Annotated in this window: 18 protein-coding genes and 1 tRNA gene; 14 read left to right on the top strand and 5 right to left on the bottom strand. The window is 63.9% G+C overall.

Going from position 1 to position 17,640, the window contains the following annotated elements; translation table 11 throughout:
• Positions 1 to 39 precede the first annotated feature (39 nt).
• The 13 genes from ACFWHR_RS03880 to ACFWHR_RS03820 all read left to right on the top strand — a co-directional run bounded on the left by ACFWHR_RS03880 (position 40) and on the right by ACFWHR_RS03820 (position 11,595).
• The gene (locus tag ACFWHR_RS03880; protein ID WP_382446955.1) at positions 40 to 831 is read left to right on the top strand and encodes a hypothetical protein; all 792 of its coding nucleotides are present in this window, start codon (positions 40 to 42) and stop codon (positions 829 to 831) included.
• Positions 832 to 912: 81 nt separating this feature from the next.
• A complete protein-coding gene (locus ACFWHR_RS03875) occupies positions 913 to 1,272 on the top strand; it encodes a hypothetical protein (protein ID WP_382446954.1) in 360 nt (119 codons plus the stop codon).
• A 137-nt stretch (positions 1,273 to 1,409) separates the two neighbouring features.
• The gene (locus ACFWHR_RS03870; protein ID WP_382446953.1) at positions 1,410 to 1,670 is read left to right on the top strand and encodes a hypothetical protein; all 261 of its coding nucleotides are present in this window, start codon (positions 1,410 to 1,412) and stop codon (positions 1,668 to 1,670) included.
• Positions 1,671 to 1,674: 4 nt separating this feature from the next.
• The gene (locus ACFWHR_RS03865) at positions 1,675 to 4,275 is read left to right on the top strand and encodes a hypothetical protein (protein ID WP_382446952.1); all 2,601 of its coding nucleotides are present in this window, start codon (positions 1,675 to 1,677) and stop codon (positions 4,273 to 4,275) included.
• Entirely contained in the window at positions 4,268 to 5,119 is an 852-nt protein-coding gene (locus ACFWHR_RS03860) for a hypothetical protein (protein ID WP_382446951.1), read from the top strand. Before ACFWHR_RS03865 ends, ACFWHR_RS03860 begins: the two co-directional genes overlap by 8 nt.
• The gene (locus tag ACFWHR_RS03855) at positions 5,120 to 5,983 is read left to right on the top strand and encodes a hypothetical protein (protein ID WP_382446950.1); all 864 of its coding nucleotides are present in this window, start codon (positions 5,120 to 5,122) and stop codon (positions 5,981 to 5,983) included.
• Between the two features lie 2 nt (positions 5,984 to 5,985).
• Positions 5,986 to 7,101, top strand: a complete 1,116-nt coding sequence (locus ACFWHR_RS03850; RefSeq protein WP_382446949.1) for a hypothetical protein — start codon at positions 5,986 to 5,988, stop codon at positions 7,099 to 7,101.
• The gene (locus ACFWHR_RS03845; RefSeq protein ID WP_382446948.1) at positions 7,095 to 7,712 is read left to right on the top strand and encodes a hypothetical protein; all 618 of its coding nucleotides are present in this window, start codon (positions 7,095 to 7,097) and stop codon (positions 7,710 to 7,712) included. Before ACFWHR_RS03850 ends, ACFWHR_RS03845 begins: the two co-directional genes overlap by 7 nt.
• Before the next feature lie 24 nt (positions 7,713 to 7,736).
• The gene (locus tag ACFWHR_RS03840) at positions 7,737 to 9,509 is read left to right on the top strand and encodes a hypothetical protein (RefSeq protein WP_382446947.1); all 1,773 of its coding nucleotides are present in this window, start codon (positions 7,737 to 7,739) and stop codon (positions 9,507 to 9,509) included.
• A gap of 18 nt (positions 9,510 to 9,527) precedes the next feature.
• Entirely contained in the window at positions 9,528 to 10,262 is a 735-nt protein-coding gene (locus tag ACFWHR_RS03835; protein ID WP_382446946.1) for a hypothetical protein, read from the top strand.
• A gap of 94 nt (positions 10,263 to 10,356) precedes the next feature.
• Positions 10,357 to 10,752: a hypothetical protein gene (locus ACFWHR_RS03830; protein WP_382446945.1), complete on the top strand. Its 396-nt coding sequence runs from the start codon at positions 10,357 to 10,359 to the stop codon at positions 10,750 to 10,752.
• Positions 10,749 to 11,054 carry a hypothetical protein gene (locus ACFWHR_RS03825; RefSeq protein WP_382446944.1) on the top strand — a complete coding sequence of 102 codons (306 nt, stop codon included), beginning with the start codon at positions 10,749 to 10,751 and terminating at the stop codon, positions 11,052 to 11,054. The genes ACFWHR_RS03830 and ACFWHR_RS03825 overlap by 4 nt, the downstream gene beginning before the upstream one ends.
• Positions 11,055 to 11,094: 40 nt before the next feature.
• Entirely contained in the window at positions 11,095 to 11,595 is a 501-nt protein-coding gene (locus ACFWHR_RS03820) for a hypothetical protein (protein WP_382446943.1), read from the top strand.
• A 60-nt stretch (positions 11,596 to 11,655) separates the two neighbouring features.
• On the opposite strand, the gene ACFWHR_RS03815 is transcribed toward ACFWHR_RS03820, so the two are convergent.
• From ACFWHR_RS03815 to secA, 5 genes are all read right to left on the bottom strand, one after another.
• Complete coding sequence (locus ACFWHR_RS03815; protein WP_382446942.1) at positions 11,656 to 12,267, bottom strand: SOS response-associated peptidase family protein; 612 nt, start codon at positions 12,265 to 12,267, stop codon at positions 11,656 to 11,658.
• A 32-nt stretch (positions 12,268 to 12,299) separates the two neighbouring features.
• On the bottom strand, positions 12,300 to 12,569 hold the full coding sequence (locus tag ACFWHR_RS03810; protein ID WP_382446941.1) for a hypothetical protein: 270 nt from the start codon (positions 12,567 to 12,569) through the stop codon (positions 12,300 to 12,302).
• 166 nt (positions 12,570 to 12,735) lie between these two features.
• Positions 12,736 to 12,811, bottom strand: a tRNA-Thr gene (locus ACFWHR_RS03805).
• A gap of 36 nt (positions 12,812 to 12,847) precedes the next feature.
• Positions 12,848 to 13,804 carry a DsbA family protein gene (locus ACFWHR_RS03800; protein ID WP_382446940.1) on the bottom strand — a complete coding sequence of 319 codons (957 nt, stop codon included), beginning with the start codon at positions 13,802 to 13,804 and terminating at the stop codon, positions 12,848 to 12,850.
• 61 nt (positions 13,805 to 13,865) lie between these two features.
• A complete protein-coding gene (gene secA / locus ACFWHR_RS03795; protein ID WP_382446939.1) occupies positions 13,866 to 16,625 on the bottom strand; it encodes a preprotein translocase subunit SecA in 2,760 nt (919 codons plus the stop codon).
• A gap of 200 nt (positions 16,626 to 16,825) precedes the next feature.
• On the opposite strand from secA, the gene ACFWHR_RS03790 reads away from it, so the two are divergent.
• Entirely contained in the window at positions 16,826 to 17,614 is a 789-nt protein-coding gene (locus ACFWHR_RS03790) for a polyprenol monophosphomannose synthase (RefSeq protein WP_382446938.1), read from the top strand.
• Positions 17,615 to 17,640 lie beyond the last annotated feature (26 nt).

Below are 17,640 nucleotides of genomic sequence, written 5' to 3'. Positions count from 1 at the left end.
ATTCGCCGCCACTGCGCGGCATCCAGCAAGGAGAAAGCCTTGGCAATCAAAGAGTCCTTTTCAATCCCCGGGTTCGGAACGGTGTTCACCGCTCCCCCGAATACCCCGCTGCCCGAAGGTGGCATCACCGCATTCACCCGCGAAGCCGACACCGTCGGCGACTTCGACAACCTCGGGCACACCTCGTCTGAGAACACGATCGAGTTGTCGGTGGACGGCGGCGACGCCCAGTCGAAGCGCTCCTGGCTGCGCAGCAACCTCGTCACGATCTACGAGGGCATCACGTGGTCCGCGGCTGGGTCGAGCATCCAGTGCGACAAGGCCACCGTGCAGAAGATCTACAACGGCTGGGATACCGCTGACGGCAAGGGCAGCGTCATCGGGGCCACGAAGGAAGGTATCAACCTCGCGATGGTGATCCTCGCCGAGGACGACACCGGCAACCTGGGCTTCTACATCCCGAACCAGAACTTCACGTTCGGCGACGCGCCCAGTTTCGACGTTGAGAACTTCTTCGAGCTGCCGTTCGCGGCATCATTCCAGGCTCCAGCATCGGGCGTTCTCCCTTCGGGGCCGAACAACAAGCCTGGCCTGTTCGCGTTCTACGGCCCCGACGCATGGGACGGCGAGGCACCAACGGGTGTGACACCGGGCACGCCTGGCTCGTTTGTTCCCACTGGCGCAGAAGTCCCGGCGACGATCGCCGAGCTGCGCGCCCTTGGTGCGCTCGACCAGACGGCCGCGTGGACGACCGGCCAGTACATCGAGTACGGCAACGCGCAGAAGGCGTACTGGAACGGCACCGACTGGGCCACCGGCACCGCGGCCTAACACAAACCGCTGGCCGGGGCGTTATCGGGTCGCCCCGGCCAGCTTCACACCCGAACCCGACACACCCGAAGGAGGGCCACCGTGGCCACCACCAAGACATCAAAGACCGCCGAGAAGCACGACGCACTGCTCGCCGAGCAGGAACTGCTTTCGAGCGTCCCCCGGCTCAAGCCCGCAGCGGCGTTCCGGCAGCGCGACAAGTCGAATCTGAACAAGCTCGCAGTACAGCTCATGGATTTCGTGGACGACGAGGGCAACGTCGACACGACTGATGCGGCCGCTGCGTCTGCACTGTTTGATTTCCTCGCAGACGCCGATGACTTCTTCGAGACGATCGCAGCCGACCATGACGAGTACATCGCGTGGTCGACTGGGCTCCGCGACAGTGAAGAGATTTTCGGCGCGCTCGTGGGGAAGTACCAGCGCGAACTGGGGGAATAGCGGCGGTCTGCGCGTATCTCGACGAGTTCGAGATCGAGCTGACCGCGGACTTTCAACAGTTCTACGCGCTCAAGATCGAGGATCTGTGGGTCGGGCTACTCCCCGCCTCACAGATCCTCGTTCGTATTCAGGGGCTCATGAGCGACCCGCATTCCAGGTTTCGGGCCGCGTGGCTCGAGGAGCATCCGCCGAAGCTCAGTGACGGTGCGCCCTCATGGCTGCACTGGACTCCCGAGGCTTCGCTACTTGCGACGCTCGGAAATTTGAAGCTAGCGAGCTTCCCGAAGAAGCGCGGCCAGCGATCGGTCGAGCTCATCAAAACGCCTGCCGATCAGCGGGTGAAGGCCAAGCGGTTCTCGAGTATTCGAGATTTCGCGAGCAACTTCTCCAGGAGGTGACCGCATGGCACTTGGCGTAAAAAGCGTGGGACGTGTCGGTGTTCGCGTTCTCCCTGACTCAACGAGTCTTCGCCGCGATCTGCAGAAGGTGCTTGACCGTATCGAGCGAACGGTCGACCTGAATCTCAATGTCGTCGCCGACACGAGCAATGCTCGCAAGGAGGCTCGGGATTTCAAGCGTGATGTCGAGAAGGACGAGGTAACGGCGAATCTCGACCTCGACACCGCGGTCGCACGCACGCGGCTCGCGGTACTGCAACGCCCACGTCAGGTGCCGATCAACGTATCGGTGACGACGCGGTCGCTCGCGAAGGCGGCGACGGCTATCGCAGCCCTTTCGGGTGCCCGTGTTGTGAACACGTATCTGACGCGGATGCGTGACACGCTGCAGAATCTTGACCGTTCGGTGCCAGCGATCACGGGCGTCATGCTCGCGGTCAGCTCGCTCGGATCGGTTGCACTGAGCGCTGGCGGTGGACTCTTCACCGTCGGCGCTGGTATCGCGCAGGCAGCCACGGCCGCGCTCGCCCTGCCGGGCATTCTCGGCGGCGTCGCGATCGGTGTCGGCACATTGGTGGTCGCGCTCGCAGGCGCAGGCAACTACATCGGTGACCTTGCTGATGGGTGGAAGGCGCTCGGCCCGATCATCCAGGACAACTTCTGGGGCCAGGCCGCTGATAACGTGCGTGCGCTCTCTGACTCCGTTCTACCGGCCCTGAATACTGAACTCGCAGGCACCGCACAATCGCTTGGCAACTGGGCCGCTGCACTCTCTGATGGTCTCGCGGCATCGTTCACCCCCGAGGTGTTCGCGTCGATGTTTGGCAACCTGAACGCCTCAATCGAGATCGCCGCCGGATCGACCGGCAATTTCGCGAGCATCCTCGCTGGCCTTGGCCAGGTGGGAGCCTCGTACCTTCCGCGTCTCGCGCAGTGGGTTGCCGACATTACGACGCAGTTCGATGCGTTCATTGCGAAGTCGATCGCATCAGGCGACATTTTCACGTGGATCGACAACGGAATCGTTGCCCTGAAGCAGATCGGTTCCGTGCTTGCTTCGACCGGATCGATCCTGTCCGGCATCAACAATGCCGCCGTGGCTGCTGGTGGCGGCGGGCTGGCGACACTCGCCGACGTGATGGGCCGCATCGCAACCGTCGTCAACGGGCCAGCATTCCAAGGCACACTCACCACGATCTTCCAGGGTGCAGCCGCCGGTGCGCAGGGGCTTGCGCTCGCGTTGGGACCGATCGGTGACATGTTCGTGCAACTTGCGCCGCTGATCTCGACGACGCTCGCAACGCTTGGCCCATTGGTCGGGCAGGTGCTGGGAACGATCGCCGACGCGCTCTCCTCTCCTGCAATCCAGGGAGGTTTCACAGCGCTGGTTGATGGGGTTGTCGCGGGCGTCACCGCGTTGCTGCCCGCGGTCCAGCCCTTGGCGGACATGCTTGGCGCGTTGATGCAGGTCGCGGGCCCGCTTGCCGGAGTGATTGGTGGCGTGCTCGGCGCGGCGCTGACCGCACTTGCCCCCGTGGTCACATCGGTGCTCGAAGCAATCGCACCAGTGATCCCGCTCCTTGGCGAGGCGCTGATGCAGGCCGTTACCGCGCTCACGCCATTGCTCACCATGATCGGGCAGAGTTTCGCGCAGATCATGCAGCAGTTGATGCCACTGATTGAACCGCTACTCACGCCGCTCGTGCGCCTGTTCCAGGAGCTCGTGCCGGTGGCGATGTCGCTGTTCAGCGCATTGATGCCGATCGTGAGCGACGTGCTTACGGCGCTCGTGCCGATCCTCGGCGAGGTGCTCGCTGCATTCACTCCGCTGCTGTCCGAGATCCTGCCTCCCCTGACTGGCTTGTTCCAGCAGATGGCCCCGATAATCGCGCAGCTCATGGACGCCGTCATGGCACTGATCACCCCGATTCTCGAGATGATCAAGCCGATGCTCGAACTCATCGGCCCGATTCTGAAGCCGCTGATCGATCTTCTCGTCATGCTCACAACGGCGGCGTTGAAGCCGATTCAACCAGTGCTGAAGGCGCTCATGCCGGTCTTCGAGGGAGTGGGCCAGATCATCTCGTCAGTGTTGGTCCCCGCGGTGAAGATGATCACCGATGTTCTCGGCGGCCTGATCACCTTCTTGACTGGTGTGTTCACAGGCGACTGGTCAAAGGCGTGGGACGGGATCGTGCAGATCTTCTCCGGGATCTGGAACGGCATCAAGGACATGGCGAAGGCTGCCTTGAACGGGCTGATCGACATCGTGAACGGCATGATCGGTGGCGTCAACAGCATCACCGGGAAGGTCGGGATTCCGAAGATTCCCTCGATTCCGAAGCTCGCACAGGGCGGCATCGTCCAGTCAGGGACGGGCGGCACGGTTGCGCTCATCGGTGAGGGCCGTCACGACGAGGCCGTGATCCCACTGGGTGGTCCACAGTTCCAGCGTCTCGCTGCCGCGCTCGCAGCTCAATCGGGTACGGGTGGTGGCGGTATGACGCAGGTCACTGTGCAGAACGACATCAACATGATCGAACGCGATCCCACCCTCGTGGGAAAGCAGATCGGTCGTGGAATCGAGGGGGTGCTCGTTGGCTGAACAGATTGCATGGATCGAGCTGTGCGGTCTCACGTTCGGCGGCGCTGACGAGGCCGACAGTGGGCTCGTCTGGGAGAACCTCGAAGGGTGGGACGGGCTCACCGATGCGCGAGGCGGCGGCGACCCGATCCCTGGGGCGCACGGCCGCTTCGCGCGCCGGAACTTCATCCCTCGTTCCGAGCGGCCCATCACGCTCTCGGGGTTCGTCCTCGGCGAGGACTACGCCGACATGGTCGCCACACGTGATCGTCTCACCGCTGCGCTTGCCGCTGGCGTGGGAACGATGCGGGTGGCGACCTCGGCCGGCATTTGGGAGCGAGACGTCGAGATCGACTCGATGACCCCTCTCCCGGATCATGGCGATCGCGTCGTCGACTTCACGATCGACATGGTCGCCCCGGACCCGCGCCGGTACGGGCCGTGGCTGACGGTCGGCCCGGCCTCGCTTCCGCAGGTCTCTGGCGGTGTGCGTCTGCCGCAGAGGTTCCCCTGGAACTTCGGCACCGTCGCAGCCGGTGGGCGTCTGATTGTGGCGAACCCGCTCGAACATATCCCTATGCACCCGATCATCCGGGTGTCGGGCGGTTTCGAGGCGGTGTCGGTACGCGACATCACTGCGGGCCGGCGCCTTTCGCTCGATTGGCAGGTCGCCGAGACCGACAGCGTCACGCTGGATTCGCGCGTGCGGCGTGCCGAGATGAGCGGTTCAGAAGTGACGCGGTGGATGACGTCTCGGCAGTGGTTCGAGATTCCTCCCGGTGAGACACACGAGTTCAGGTTTGACGTCGAGGGTCGCGTTGGCGATCCGCAGATGTGGGCCGATTACAGGATTGGAGCTATGTAAATGGCGATCCCAGGTTTTCCCTCGAACGATTACGACTGGAACGGTGGCGAGGTCGGTGCGGCGCTCGCCGGGGTGATTGTTCGTGACACTGTCGGTGCACCCCGCCCGGGCGTACTGCCCTCACGTGCGAACCTCGTTGTTGGGCGCAGCGACTGGGCGTATGACGTGCACCCGCATGTCGTGGTCCGGGTCGAAGAACGCACGGTACTCATTGGCGCGTCGGTCGATTTGGAGCCCGTCCCCACGTCACCAGCGCCGAATGCGAACGCCCGCATCGACGTCGTGTACTCGCGGCCCGCCGACGTCGGGGCAGGCGAGCCCGTCGCAGCGGTGTTCGTCGCGCAGGGGCTCGCTGCTGCGATCCCGCAGAAGCCCGCCTTGCCGGTAGGTGCGGTGGAGCTCGCGACGTTCCGCGTCTCGGCCGGGAACGCGAACACCTCGCAAGCTGTGCCGGCGCAGACGTTCGCGACGACGGTGTGTGCGGGCGGGGTCATCCCGTTTCGTACGACTGCGGAGCGTGACGCGTTCCTTGCGGTGCCCGGCCAGTTCGGCACCGTCGGCAGCACCTTGTATCAGCGCGTCGGCACCGCATGGGTGCGCGCAATCCCGCCGCTGCCCGAGATGTTTCTCGACACGATCTCGACTCGCTCGGTCGCTGCGGGAGCGTCGGTGCAGGTCGAGGTGAAGTTCCCCGATGGGACTTTCTCCGGCACTCCCACAGTGACGGTGACCCCGTGGGGCAACAGTGACAAGTTCGGTGCAACGGTCGGCGGCATCACCTCGAAGGGGTGCACTGTCGCCCTCCACAATCACGGGTCTGTAGCGCGCACGTTCGGTGCGCAGATCATTGCCATGAAGGGCTAACCATGCGGGCGATTCTGCACGAGACTGTGACGGGCGAGCCGGTCACCGAGCTTGAGTTCTCGAAGGCGTCATGGTCGACCGGGGTATGTCGCCCGGATGATGTGAAGGTCACGCTGCCGGGCTACATCGGTCGTGCGTGGTGGCCGTACATGGAGCCGCGAAAGTTCGCGATCTCGCTCTCGGAGGACGACGGCCGTGTGCACGCAGCAGGCATTCTCGGTATCCCTACTGGGGACACGGACACCGACGGCCTGAACCATGTCGAGATGCCCGGGCAGGGCGTTGAAACGCTGTACTCGCGTCGGCATGTGCTGCCGCCTGTTTGGTGGCCGCTCGTCGATAGCGAGGGCTACCCGATCGCGGCACGCGACACGACGATCGAGAACGTCGACTACGGCACGATGATGAAACGCCTCTACCAGCAAGCATTCGCACACCCCGGCGGCGCGGTCCCCGTGGTGTGGGAGGCCGACCGTTCGGGCAGCCGGGAGAAGTCTTGGTTGGCTGTTGAGGGTAAGCCGGTGCAGGATGCGGTCGAGGATATCTCGCAGCTCGAGGGTGGTGTCGAGTGGGATTGGGTGCCGCAGCTTGACGCGAACGATCGCCTGTCGTGGTCGTTCGTAACCGCTCGCGATTCCGTGCAGGAGTTGACGTCGGCGTTCTGGCACACGTGGCAGTCGGGCGGCGAAGAGCCGGACCTGCGCGGGCTCGCCGTGAAGGTGTCCCCGGAGTTCATGGTGCAGACCGCGATATTCATGGGCGGCAAAAGCGACGACCGCGTCATGGCCGCACGCGCGACCGGCACGAAACTCATCAACGCTGGTTTCCCGCTGTCGGAGGTGTGGGACTCATCGCATTCGTCGGTGTCAAAGCAGTCGACGCTTGACGCGTGGGCGCAGCGCCGACTCACTGAGGGGCAGGCTCCGGTCCAGTACTGGTCGTTCGATGTGCGCGCTGAGCGGGCGGTCGGGCTCCGGCACGGCGACTGGTGCACGGTCGAGGTTGCTGACCACTGGCTGATCCCTGACGGCTCGTACGCGCGCCGCGTGCTCGAAGTATCGGGCGGCGCGGACGACGACTGGTTCGGAGTTGTAGTGGCAGGAGAGACCGCATGGTGAGCAGGATCTACACGCCCGACGACAAGCGACTCCCGGCCGAACTGCGTCGCATGCAGAAGTCACTCGCCGACACGCAGCGGCCCACCGGCACCGAAATTGCGCGCACACTCCTGAAGCAGCAGGAAGCGATCGACTCCGCACTCCAAGCGATCGCGGAAATCCAAGCCCGCTCCACGTATCAGGTGGCACCGCCCGCACTGAAGCTCACGTACGGCACGGGCTTCGGACAGAAAGGGCCAGAGACGCTCGACTTCGAAATGCCCGGCCCACTCAGTGGCCGGCGCGCTGCGACCCTGATCGGGTCCGGCACATTCGAGTGGGCGGGCGATGCGTCAACGTCCGCGCTCGGGATCTACCTCCGCCTCGAACTCTGGCAAGGATCGACGCTCATCGCGGCCGACGTCGCGAACGTCAGCAACAACCCATTCATCCCGGCCGCATTCAACGGCGACTCGTTCGCCGCCGCAGCATCCGTGCGCATTCCCGCAGGGGCGAACCCGAAGTTCCAGCTTCGCCTCTACGGGTATCGGAGCGCGGACGGTGGCACCGCGACGGATGCGGGCCGCGTCAAGAATCTCTCTTTCACGCTGAACTACAGCGATCAGTACTAGCCGGGTCTCCCGGGGAACGGGCGCATGATGACGACAATTACCGGCCGCATCGCCGACAGTGCAGGCAGCATCGAGTCGGGCCGTATCGAGTTCACGCAAGCCGCCCGCATCGACACGGGCGAGCTGCTCGTCACCCAGTCGACCGCGACCGCGCAGGTCGTGCAGGGCGAGCTACGCGATCTGGCGGGTCGCCCGTTCTCCATGCCGGCGAACCCGACCGGCACGGCGGTGCGCATCCGGGAGATCCTCGGCGGCCGCACGTTCGAGTGGTGGGCCGCAGTGCCCGACACTGGCGAGGTCGAATACCGGGCGCTCCCCGTCGTGGAGTCTGGCGACGTGGGCGGTTCGGTGTTCGCCCCGCCCTTGTGGCTGGCCACGGTGGAGCAGATGCGCGACGAGACGGTCGACGCAATCGAAGAGGGCACCGCCGTCGCGGAGGCTCTCGGTGGCCTCGCTGGGATCACTGCCGCCGTCGACGAGTCGAACGCGGCACGAGATACCGCGGCCGAGTCGGCCTCGGCCGCGACGAGCGAGGCGAACCGGGCCGAGCAGGCTGCGGCCTCGATCGACATGACCGCACTCAACGGCCGCATGGACACCATGCAGACTGGCCTCAGCGAGAAGGCAGACGCTGCCACCGTCGCGACCGCGCTCGCTGAGAAGGCCACCGTGCAAGACGTCAGCGACGCGATCGCCGCGTCGAAACCGAACCCGAATGTCGAATCGGCCCCGCTGTGGTCGATCGGGCACTCGTTCACGAAAGTGCCGAGCACGTACACGACCCCGAACGCGGGCGAGTACCCGCTCGTGCTCGCACGTCGCTGCGGATTCGGGAACGTCAAGGCATGGGGCCGCGGTTCGACCCCGATCCTCGACACGTTCCCCGCACTGCTTGCCCCGTCGTGGGGTGACACGCGTGACGGTGTCACGATCGACCGGACGTGGACGCCGGCCGCGCGCGGGGTGGTGCTGATCGAGAACTACATGAACGAGCTCGGGCTCGGTGCGACCTGGTTGACGCAACCCAACGTCGACTTCTGGGGCCTCATGCTGCGATCCGTGATCGCGCTCGTGAGTTCCGCGCAGATCCTCCCCGCGTCCGCAGGGACCGAGACCGGGGCGTGGGCGGATGTCACGTCGGTGATCTCCACTGCCTGCTACGGGGGCGCGCTGCGCCGCAGCAACGCGGTCGCGGGCAGCTCGAAGTCGTTCACCGTCACCGGGGACGAAGCCTGGATACTCACCCTCGCCGGCACCTCGGGCGCGGCGGGTGATCTCGTCGCGAAGTGCAACGGGGTCACACTCAAAACGATCGCACTCAACGGCACCCGCCCCGCCTACACGTCGGTCGTGGATGCCACGATCACGACGCTCACCCCAATCGCGATACGCGTCACAGGCATGAACGCCGCGGCCGGCACGACCGGTTCGAAGTCGCTGCGCATCGAGTGGCCCGGAACCGGGTCGGCATCGCACGGCTTCATCCACGGCGTGATCATCCCGGACCCGAACCCACCGCAGATCTTCGTCGCCCAAGAACCACCACGCAACGGTATGGCGACGAACGCGGACACCCTCTACCGGGCGATGGTCGAAACCGTGGCGGCCGAGTTCCCGAACGTGCACGTCGTCGACCTGCGACCGGGATTCGATCTCGCGACGATGATCTCCACCCAGGACACGGGGACGCCACGCATCCACCCGAACGACCTCGGACAGCGCCACATCGCAGCCAAGTTCGAAGCCGCGATCAACGCCGTCATCACCTCACCGATGCCCGGCGTACTCACCCTGTAGCCCACGAAAGGGGAACCGATGGCACTCTCGGCATCATTCGATTTCATCAACTGGATACCGACCGTCGAGAGCCGCTACATCGACCTCGACGCAGCCTACGGGGCACAGTGCCATGATCTGTGGCTCGCGATCCTGTACGAGCTCGGCGGGCAGCCCGGCGACGGGTACGCGCCCGACGACGACACGGTCTCCGTGTTCAACCGCTTCCCGTACGCGCCACGGCTTGCGGATCTGTTCACGAAGCACAACGGCATCGAAGGCATCCGGGCAGGCGACATCGCGTTCTGGGAACGCAACACCTGGTACCCGGGATCGCACACCGCGATCGCGACCGGCCCACCCGAGGGTGAACTCTTGCCAGTCCTTACCCAGAATCCGGGACCGGTGTCGCGGGCGCGGCTCATCACTCGCGGGCTCGTCGGCTACCTCCGCCCCCGCACCAACCTCACGGCACCAAACCCGGCCGCCGCACCGACCAGAAAGAGACTCCTCATGTCACAGAGCGTCATCGCCTCCCGCGGCAGCGGGCACGTCTACATCATCGACAACCGCACGATCCGGCACATCCAGCAGACCGACTCCGCCGACCTCGCCGCAGCACGCTACAACCCGAGCGGCGTCGTCGACCAGTACCGCGTCGCCGACTTCAACAAGATGCTGCTCATGAACGGCATCCCGCTCTCGGTCGCGAACGATGCCGCCGGCGCCCGCAAGGGGCAGTACTGGCACGACGGCACCTGGTACAAGCTGTGAGCATCGCAGCGTCAGTGCTCCTCGCAGCGGGCGTGGTACTGGCGATCCTCGGATTGATCGTCGTGGTTCGGGAGCTGATCGTTCGGCGGCACCGATGATTGAAGACCAGCTCGAACTTATCTTCGGCAACCTCACCGTAGTGAAGGCGATCATCTGGGCAGCCGCAGCGATCGCGTTCATCGCGGCCGTCGTGAAGCTGTGGCCGGCGTTCACTAAGTTCGTCGCGACGGTGAACGCGCTCTCCGCACTCCCGGCAAAGCTGAAGTTGCTCGACGAGATCCACCACGAGGTGCGCCCCAACACTGGCACCTCCATGAATGATGCGCTGCAACGAGTTGAGGCCGAACAGCAACGCCAGGCGAGCCAGCTCAACGGGCAAGACGAAAAACTGTCGGGCCTGCAACACCTCATGGAATCCGGCGACGCCGACCTGAGCTCTCGCGTATCCAACATCGAAGACACCATCGACCCACGGAAAGGGACAAGATGACCCCGCAGACCACCCGAACATTCATCGCCGCCCTCGTCGGCGTGCTCATCGTGCGCCTCGTCGCTCTCGTACCCGTCGTCGCGGGCGTGATCGCGTGGGCCGACGGCGTATTCGCTGAGGCCGGGTACGGCGGGACGAGCACGCTCGCGCTCATCCAGGCCGCAATCACGGCCGCCGCGGTCCTGCTCTATCAGAAGATCGCGCAGTGGCTCGGCGACCGCTGGCCGAACATCGAAAAGTGGATGCTCGGCAACTCAGCCCGCCCACACTACGAGCCTCGCTACGCGAAGATCAATGGATAAGAACCGCTCACGTTTCCAGGGCAACGTCTAACCTTGACGGATGCAAGAGTTTCCGTCGCCGCATGATTTGTTTACAGTTCTCGGAGCCGCTGCGCTCGTGACAGCGGGCACTCTAATCGGCGCATGGCTATCGTCACGTCGTGAACACAATAAGTGGGTTCGCGAGCAGCGCTTTGAGGCCTACGTAAATGCGCTGACGATGTTGTTGTCGCTCAAAGTTATTTTGAGCGAGTTCGATGATGTGAAAGCCGAGCATGAAGAAGCTGTCGAATTGGTACATCGTGCGCTGGAAGAGGGCATCGCTGTCGACGGTCGAAGCCAGCAAATCGGTGAGAAACTAGACGCCCTCGGACTGAGGTTGGAAGAGAGCGAACTAAACGCGCCGAGCATCCTTTCTCCAATCGAAGTTCTTGGACCCGACAAAGTTGCGCGGTCGCTTGACGCGACTGCAAAGGCTCTTCGTGACCGTAATCCGAAAGAGATAGCCGCAGCAGAACGACACATGAGGACGACAATGCGCGAAGCTCTGAACCTTCGCTGATTCGCACGAATACCCCCTCTCCTGAGCCTTACGGCCCGGGAGAGGGGGTGTTTCGTCGTTTCAGGCGGCAGTCAGCGCGCGCGAGATCTCGTCAGACCCGTGCTGCACCTCGGCAACGAGCTCGGCGTCGCCGGCGCGCTCCGGGTCGAGCCATTCATCGTGCATGTCGCGCGGCAGCACGAGCGGCATCCGCGGCCAGTACTCCGCCGCCTCGCCGACAGCGTCGCGCGTCACCATCGCATAGGTGACGAGCTCGGTGCCGTCGTCCCGTGTGACCGTCGACGTGAGCGCGGCGATCCCGAATCCCTCATGGTGGGGCAGATGGAAGCGGCCCTTTTTCTCGACGTACCAAGTCGCGGGGAGGATCGCGCGGTGCTGGAATGGGCGCTTCCAGGAGCGCAGTAGCTTGTCGTCGCGCGAGTTGAAGGCGGAGAACTTCACCGGCCCGGACCCGTCAAGCCACAGCCACCACCACGCGAGATCCAGTCGGCGTCCGTCGCCGTCTGCACGGATGATCGGGTTCAGGTTGAGGGCGTTCTTGCCGGTGATCTTCGCCCCGCCGCCGCGCTGCTCCATCCACTCCTCGAGCAGCGTGAGGTTCCCGGGCTCGCTCAACGGTTCCATGTCGAGCGGGAGAGAGCCGGGCCCGCCGAGCCCATACGAAGCACACATGGCAGCATCGTACGCCGCGACGTTGTCACTCGCTACGGCAGCCTCCCGCCACCATTCGGCGGCTTGCTCGGATCAGGCATCTTCGGCAACTGGTACAACACCGACGCCTCAGCGAGTTCGAACGTGGGATACAGGCCCGTGAGGCGACGCTTAGCCGGGTCGACATTCCACTTCAACACCAGGAACCGCGCCTCCCCCGATACGTCCGTCACGCGATGCACCATCGCCACCGGACGATCAACGGGCTCACGCATGATCGCCCACGTGTCAGCGTCGATACGGATCGGTGCAGGTCTACTCATGCGCAGCACGATACGCCGCACCACCGACAAAGAACACGCCCCCACCGCGGCTCTACCGAGCTGACGGTGGGGGCGTTTCGTATTTGCCTCTGCCCCAGATTTGCCCCACGCGGACAAATTGAGCCTCAGTTGCGAATTGCGATCTGGCCGATGACCAGGTGTTTATTGGAGCCGCCTGTCGGACTCGAACCGACCACCTGCGCTTTACAAGGGCGCTGCTCTACCAGATGAGCTAAGGCGGCGTGTGGGGCGGTGATTGCTCACCGCCCCGGACTAGCTTACTCGGTGTCGTCGGACTTGTTTGACGAGTCCTTCTTTTCGAGTTCGGCCTTGAGCTTCAGCAGGTACGCTTCGAGCTCGCCGTCACGGTTCTGGTTCCACTGCTGGCCGTTCACGATCACGGTCGGCGTGCTGACGAGGCGCTGAGGCTTATCGGCGTCTTGCAGCGTCACACCGTCGGCGTCCAACAGCTGAGCGCCCTTTTCAAGGCCCTGGATGCCCACTTCACTCACCTGCTTGTAGTTTGCGGAGATGAAGTTCGCGAACCTACGATCCTTCACGCACTGGCGCAGCTCAGTCGTTGCTTCAGCACCCGCAGCCTCTGCCTGTTCGATGAGCTGGTCGTCAGTGAGGCCGCTGGTGCTCTCTGCGGGCTGTACATCGGCGCTGAGCAGCGCATTGTGCAACTTGAACGCGTAGTCGGGCTGCTGCTCAACAACGCACGAGAAGAGGTTCGCCGCGCGGGTCGAGTACTTTGTTCCGAGCGACGCGTTGTCGAGGAAGTTCAGCGGGTAGATGTTGAGCTGCACATCACCCGAGCCGACGTAGTTCTCGAGCATCGTGCCGTACTGCTGCTCGAACTGACCGCAGTAGGGGCACATGTAGTCTGCGTACACCGTCACGTCGATGGGCAGCTCATCGCGGTTGACCTCGGGGGCGACGCGCTTGTCGCCAGCCTGCAGCGCCGGTCCCTTCACGACCTTCAGGTCTTTTGTGAAGACTGCGCCGCCCGAAGCCATGTTCTCCGGGCCAGGGCCCGCCGGCTTGACCGATTGTGTCAGCACGAGGGCGACGATTGCGAGCACGGCGATCACGCCGAGGGCGATGCCACCCTGCAGGAAGAGACGATTGCGCTTTTCGCGCTTCTTCTCCTGCTCGCGCGCCGCCGCGGCCTCGACGCGCGCTTGCGCGCGACGCTCGTTCTTTGTGGGACGGGGGTTCGTCTCGTTTGCCATGAATTTCTCTCAGTCGGTTCGCCGAAGCGAATCACGGATCAAGTTGGAGGGCGCGAGCGCCTTACTTCTTTTTCGAGGAGCGACGATCGGCTCGGTTGCCCGTGCTGCTGTTGCTGTTGCCCGTGCTGCCGTTGCCAGACTGCTGGCCGAACGCGCCGCGTGCCTGCTTTGCAGGCTTCGCTGCGGCTGACTCCTGCGCTTCGACACCGCTGACAGCGGGCGTGCCGTCTTCATCAGGCGCGCTGTAGCTGAGCTTCGTCTGATCGGTGGACTGCGCTGCATCGAGCCCGCCACCCTCGAGGTGCACGTGATCTTGCGGCCCCTCGGCGGGGCGCACTTTCACCTCGAGGTTGTAGAGCAGCCCCATGGACTCCTCCTTGATCTGTCCCATCATGCCCTCGAACATGGTGAAGCCCTCGCGCTGGTACTCGACGAGCGGGTCGCGCTGTGCCATCGCGCGCAGCCCGATGCCCTCCTTGAGGTATTCCATCTCGTAGAGATGATCGCGCCAACGGCGGTCGATCGTCGCGAGCACGACGCGTCGCTCGAGTTCGCGCATCGCCTCGGAACCGAGCGTCTCTTCGCGCTTTTCGTATGCAACCTCAGCGTCGGAGAGGATCTCTCGGCGCAGGAAGTCACGCTCGACACGGCGGGATCCACCAGCCTCGGCAACGAGCTCGTCTACCGTGAGGCCTACGGGGTACACCTGGCGCAGGTCAGTGAAGAGTGCGTCGAAGTCCCACTCGTTGTCGTGCCCGTGGGAGTCGAGGATCGCGTCAATCGTCTGCTCACGGAACGCATCGATGCGCGGTTCGATCTCTTCGCCGTCGAGAATCTGCTGACGATCGCTGTAGATCGCCTTGCGCTGGCGATCCAGCACATCGTCGTACTTCAGCACGTTCTTGCGAATCTCGGCGTTACGCTGCTCGACCTGGCTCTGCGCGCTCTGGATGGCGCGAGACACCACCTTCGACTCGATCGCGAGATCGTCGGGGAAGCTGTCGCGATTCATCAGCGCAGCGGCGGCGCCCGAGTTGAACAGACGCATCAGGTCGTCGCCGAGCGACAGGTAGAAGCGGCTCTCGCCCGGGTCACCCTGTCGGCCGGAACGACCGCGCAGCTGGTTGTCGATGCGTCGTGACTCGTGGCGCTCGGTGCCGAGCACGTAGAGCCCGCCGACCTCGACGACCTTGTCTGCTTCGCCCTTGACCGTCTCTTTCACAGCCGCGAACACGTCGTCCCATGCGGCCTCATAGGCGTCGGGATCGTCTTCGGTCGACAGCCCGCGCGATGCCATCTCTTGCACAGCGAGGAACTCGGCGTTGCCGCCGAGCATGATGTCGGTACCGCGGCCGGCCATGTTGGTCGCTACGGTGACGGAGCCGAGTCGACCCGCCTGCGCGATAATCGCGGCCTCACGCGCGTGATTCTTCGCGTTGAGCACTTCGTGGCGCACACCGGCCTTTGCGAGCAGGCGTGAAAGATATTCGCTCTTCTCGACACTCGTTGTGCCGACCAGCACGGGCTGGCCCTTTTCGTAGCGCTCGGCGATATCGACGACGACCTGCGCGAACTTCGACTCTTCGTTCTTGTACACGAGGTCGGGCTGATCTTTACGCTGCATCGAGCGGTTCGTTGGGATCGGCACCACACCGAGCTTGTACGTCGACATGAACTCGCTCGCCTCGGTTTCGGCGGTGCCGGTCATACCCGAGAGCTTCTCGTACAGGCGGAAGTAGTTCTGGAGCGTGACGGTCGCGAGCATCTGGTTCTCGGCCTTGACCTGCACGCCCTCTTTCGCCTCGATGGCCTGGTGCATGCCTTCGTTGTAACGACGACCGGCGAGAATACGGCCGGTGTGCTCGTCGACGATGAGCACTTCGCCGTTGAGCACGACGTAGTCCTTGTCGCGCGTGAACAGAGCGTTTGCCTTGATCGAGTTGTTGAGGAACGAAATCAGCGGGGTATTTACCGATTCGTAGAGGTTGGTAATGCCGAGGTGATCCTCGACCTTTTCAATGCCCGGTTCCAGGACGCCGACGGTGCGCTTCTTCTCGTCAACCTCGTAGTCGACGCCCGCCTCAAGCTTGCGCGAAATGCGCGCAAACTCGGCGAACCAGCGGTTAGCCTCGCCCGAAGCGGGACCCGAGATAATGAGCGGCGTACGCGCCTCGTCGATGAGAATCGAGTCGACCTCGTCGATGATGGCGAAGAAGTGACCGCGCTGCACACGCTCCGAGGCGTCTGACGCCATGTTGTCGCGCAGGTAGTCGAAACCGAACTCGTTGTTCGTGCCGTACGTGATGTCTGCGTTGTACTGCTCACGGCGCTTCGCGGGATCTTGCCCCGATACGATGCAACCGGTGGTCAGCCCGAGCGCGCGGAAGACACGACCCATCAGGTCGCTCTGGTAGCTCGCGAGGTAATCGTTGACCGTAACGATGTGCACGCCCTTGCCCGCGAGCGCGTTCAGGTACGCGGGCATCGTCGCCACGAGGGTCTTGCCCTCACCGGTCTTCATCTCGGAGATATTGCCGTGGTGCAGGTTCGCGCCACCCATGATCTGCACTGGGAAGGGGTTCAGGCCAATCGTCCGCTTCGCGGCCTCTCGCACCGCTGCGAAGGCCTCCGGGAGCAGATCGTCGAGGGTTTCGCCCTTTTCAAGCCGCTCACGGAACTCTGTGGTCTCGTCGCGCAGCTCTTCATCGCTGAGCTCTGCAAAGGTGCTCTCCAGATTCGCTACGAGCTTTGCCTGCCGCTCGAGCTTCTTCAGGATGCGTCCTTCGCCGACGCGAAGAAGCTTTTCGAGAACTGTCGCCACGTTGTCTCTCCTGTACGTTCTGCGCGGTGAAATTTCCCATGATTCGGGATCACCGCCGTTGCCAAATTGTGACAACTCCTCAGCTTAGCAATCGCAGGCTCATTCCCGGCTGGGGAGATGCCAAGATGGAGGAACGGAGTCTCATGGCCTGCGCCGACGGCCGGGTCGCGCGACGCGCATCTCCGAATTGAAAGGACGCCATGCCGCAATCCGCGCGCGAGTTGCTCGTGGTGCTGCCGACGTTCAACGAACGCGCGTCCCTCGCAGCGGCCGTGGCCGGCATTCGTCGTCACCTGCCGTCCGCTGACGTGCTCATCATCGATGACGCAAGTCCCGATGGCACGGGCGATTTGGCCGAAGAGCTGGCCCGCGCTGACGCGAACGTGCGGGTGCATCACCGAGGCGGAAAGCTCGGTCTGGGCACGGCGTATGTCTACGGCTTCGGGGTCGCAATTTCGGGCGACTATCAGTATGTGGTGGCCATGGACGCCGACGGCTCTCATCGAGCGGAGGATCTGCCGGCGCTAATTGCGGCTGCACACACTGGGGCGGGTCTCGCCATCGGCACGCGCTGGATTGCTGGCGGGCGCATCGTCAACTGGCCGAGATACCGGCGCTGGATCTCGCGTGGCGGCACCTGGTTCGCCCGTACGCTGCTGCGTTCGCGGTTGCACGATCTGACCAGCGGTTTCCGCGTGATCGAGGTCGAATGGCTGCGCCGCGTAGATCTGGATGCGCTGGATTCTCAGGGGTACGGTTTTCAAGTGGAGACCGCGTGGACCCTGGAACGCCTCGGGTGCCCGATCATCGAGGTGCCCATTACCTTTATCGAACGCAGCGACGGGCGCTCGAAGATGTCGATCGGCATCGTCTTCGAGGCGTTCGTGAATGTGGTGCGGTGGGGCTGGCTCTTGCGCCGCGGTTCGCGCATCACGCACCCACGACGCAGCACACACGCAACACGCAGCACGCGCGGTTCCGCTGATTGAGCGAAACCGCGCGTGCTGGTCTGTCA

The sequence above is a fragment of the Leucobacter sp. NPDC058333 genome (assembly GCF_042726155.1).
In the GTDB taxonomy this organism is placed as follows: Bacteria; Actinomycetota; Actinomycetes; order Actinomycetales; family Microbacteriaceae; genus Leucobacter.
This window is presented reverse-complemented; position numbering and strand designations above follow the sequence as displayed.

Coding starts and splice junctions, on each gene's coding strand:
- ACFWHR_RS03870 (WP_382446953.1), top strand. CDS start 1,410: ATGAGCGACCCGCATTCCAGGTTTCGGGCCGCGTGGCTCGAGGAGCAT.
- ACFWHR_RS03865 (WP_382446952.1), top strand. CDS start 1,675: ATGGCACTTGGCGTAAAAAGCGTGGGACGTGTCGGTGTTCGCGTTCTC.
- ACFWHR_RS03855 (WP_382446950.1), top strand. CDS start 5,120: ATGGCGATCCCAGGTTTTCCCTCGAACGATTACGACTGGAACGGTGGC.
- ACFWHR_RS03850 (WP_382446949.1), top strand. CDS start 5,986: ATGCGGGCGATTCTGCACGAGACTGTGACGGGCGAGCCGGTCACCGAG.
- ACFWHR_RS03845 (WP_382446948.1), top strand. CDS start 7,095: ATGGTGAGCAGGATCTACACGCCCGACGACAAGCGACTCCCGGCCGAA.
- ACFWHR_RS03840 (WP_382446947.1), top strand. CDS start 7,737: ATGATGACGACAATTACCGGCCGCATCGCCGACAGTGCAGGCAGCATC.
- ACFWHR_RS03835 (WP_382446946.1), top strand. CDS start 9,528: ATGGCACTCTCGGCATCATTCGATTTCATCAACTGGATACCGACCGTC.
- ACFWHR_RS03830 (WP_382446945.1), top strand. CDS start 10,357: ATGATTGAAGACCAGCTCGAACTTATCTTCGGCAACCTCACCGTAGTG.
- ACFWHR_RS03825 (WP_382446944.1), top strand. CDS start 10,749: ATGACCCCGCAGACCACCCGAACATTCATCGCCGCCCTCGTCGGCGTG.
- ACFWHR_RS03820 (WP_382446943.1), top strand. CDS start 11,095: ATGCAAGAGTTTCCGTCGCCGCATGATTTGTTTACAGTTCTCGGAGCC.
- ACFWHR_RS03815 (WP_382446942.1), bottom strand. CDS start 12,267: ATGTGTGCTTCGTATGGGCTCGGCGGGCCCGGCTCTCTCCCGCTCGAC.
- ACFWHR_RS03810 (WP_382446941.1), bottom strand. CDS start 12,569: ATGAGTAGACCTGCACCGATCCGTATCGACGCTGACACGTGGGCGATC.
- ACFWHR_RS03800 (WP_382446940.1), bottom strand. CDS start 13,804: ATGGCAAACGAGACGAACCCCCGTCCCACAAAGAACGAGCGTCGCGCG.
- ACFWHR_RS03790 (WP_382446938.1), top strand. CDS start 16,826: ATGCCGCAATCCGCGCGCGAGTTGCTCGTGGTGCTGCCGACGTTCAAC.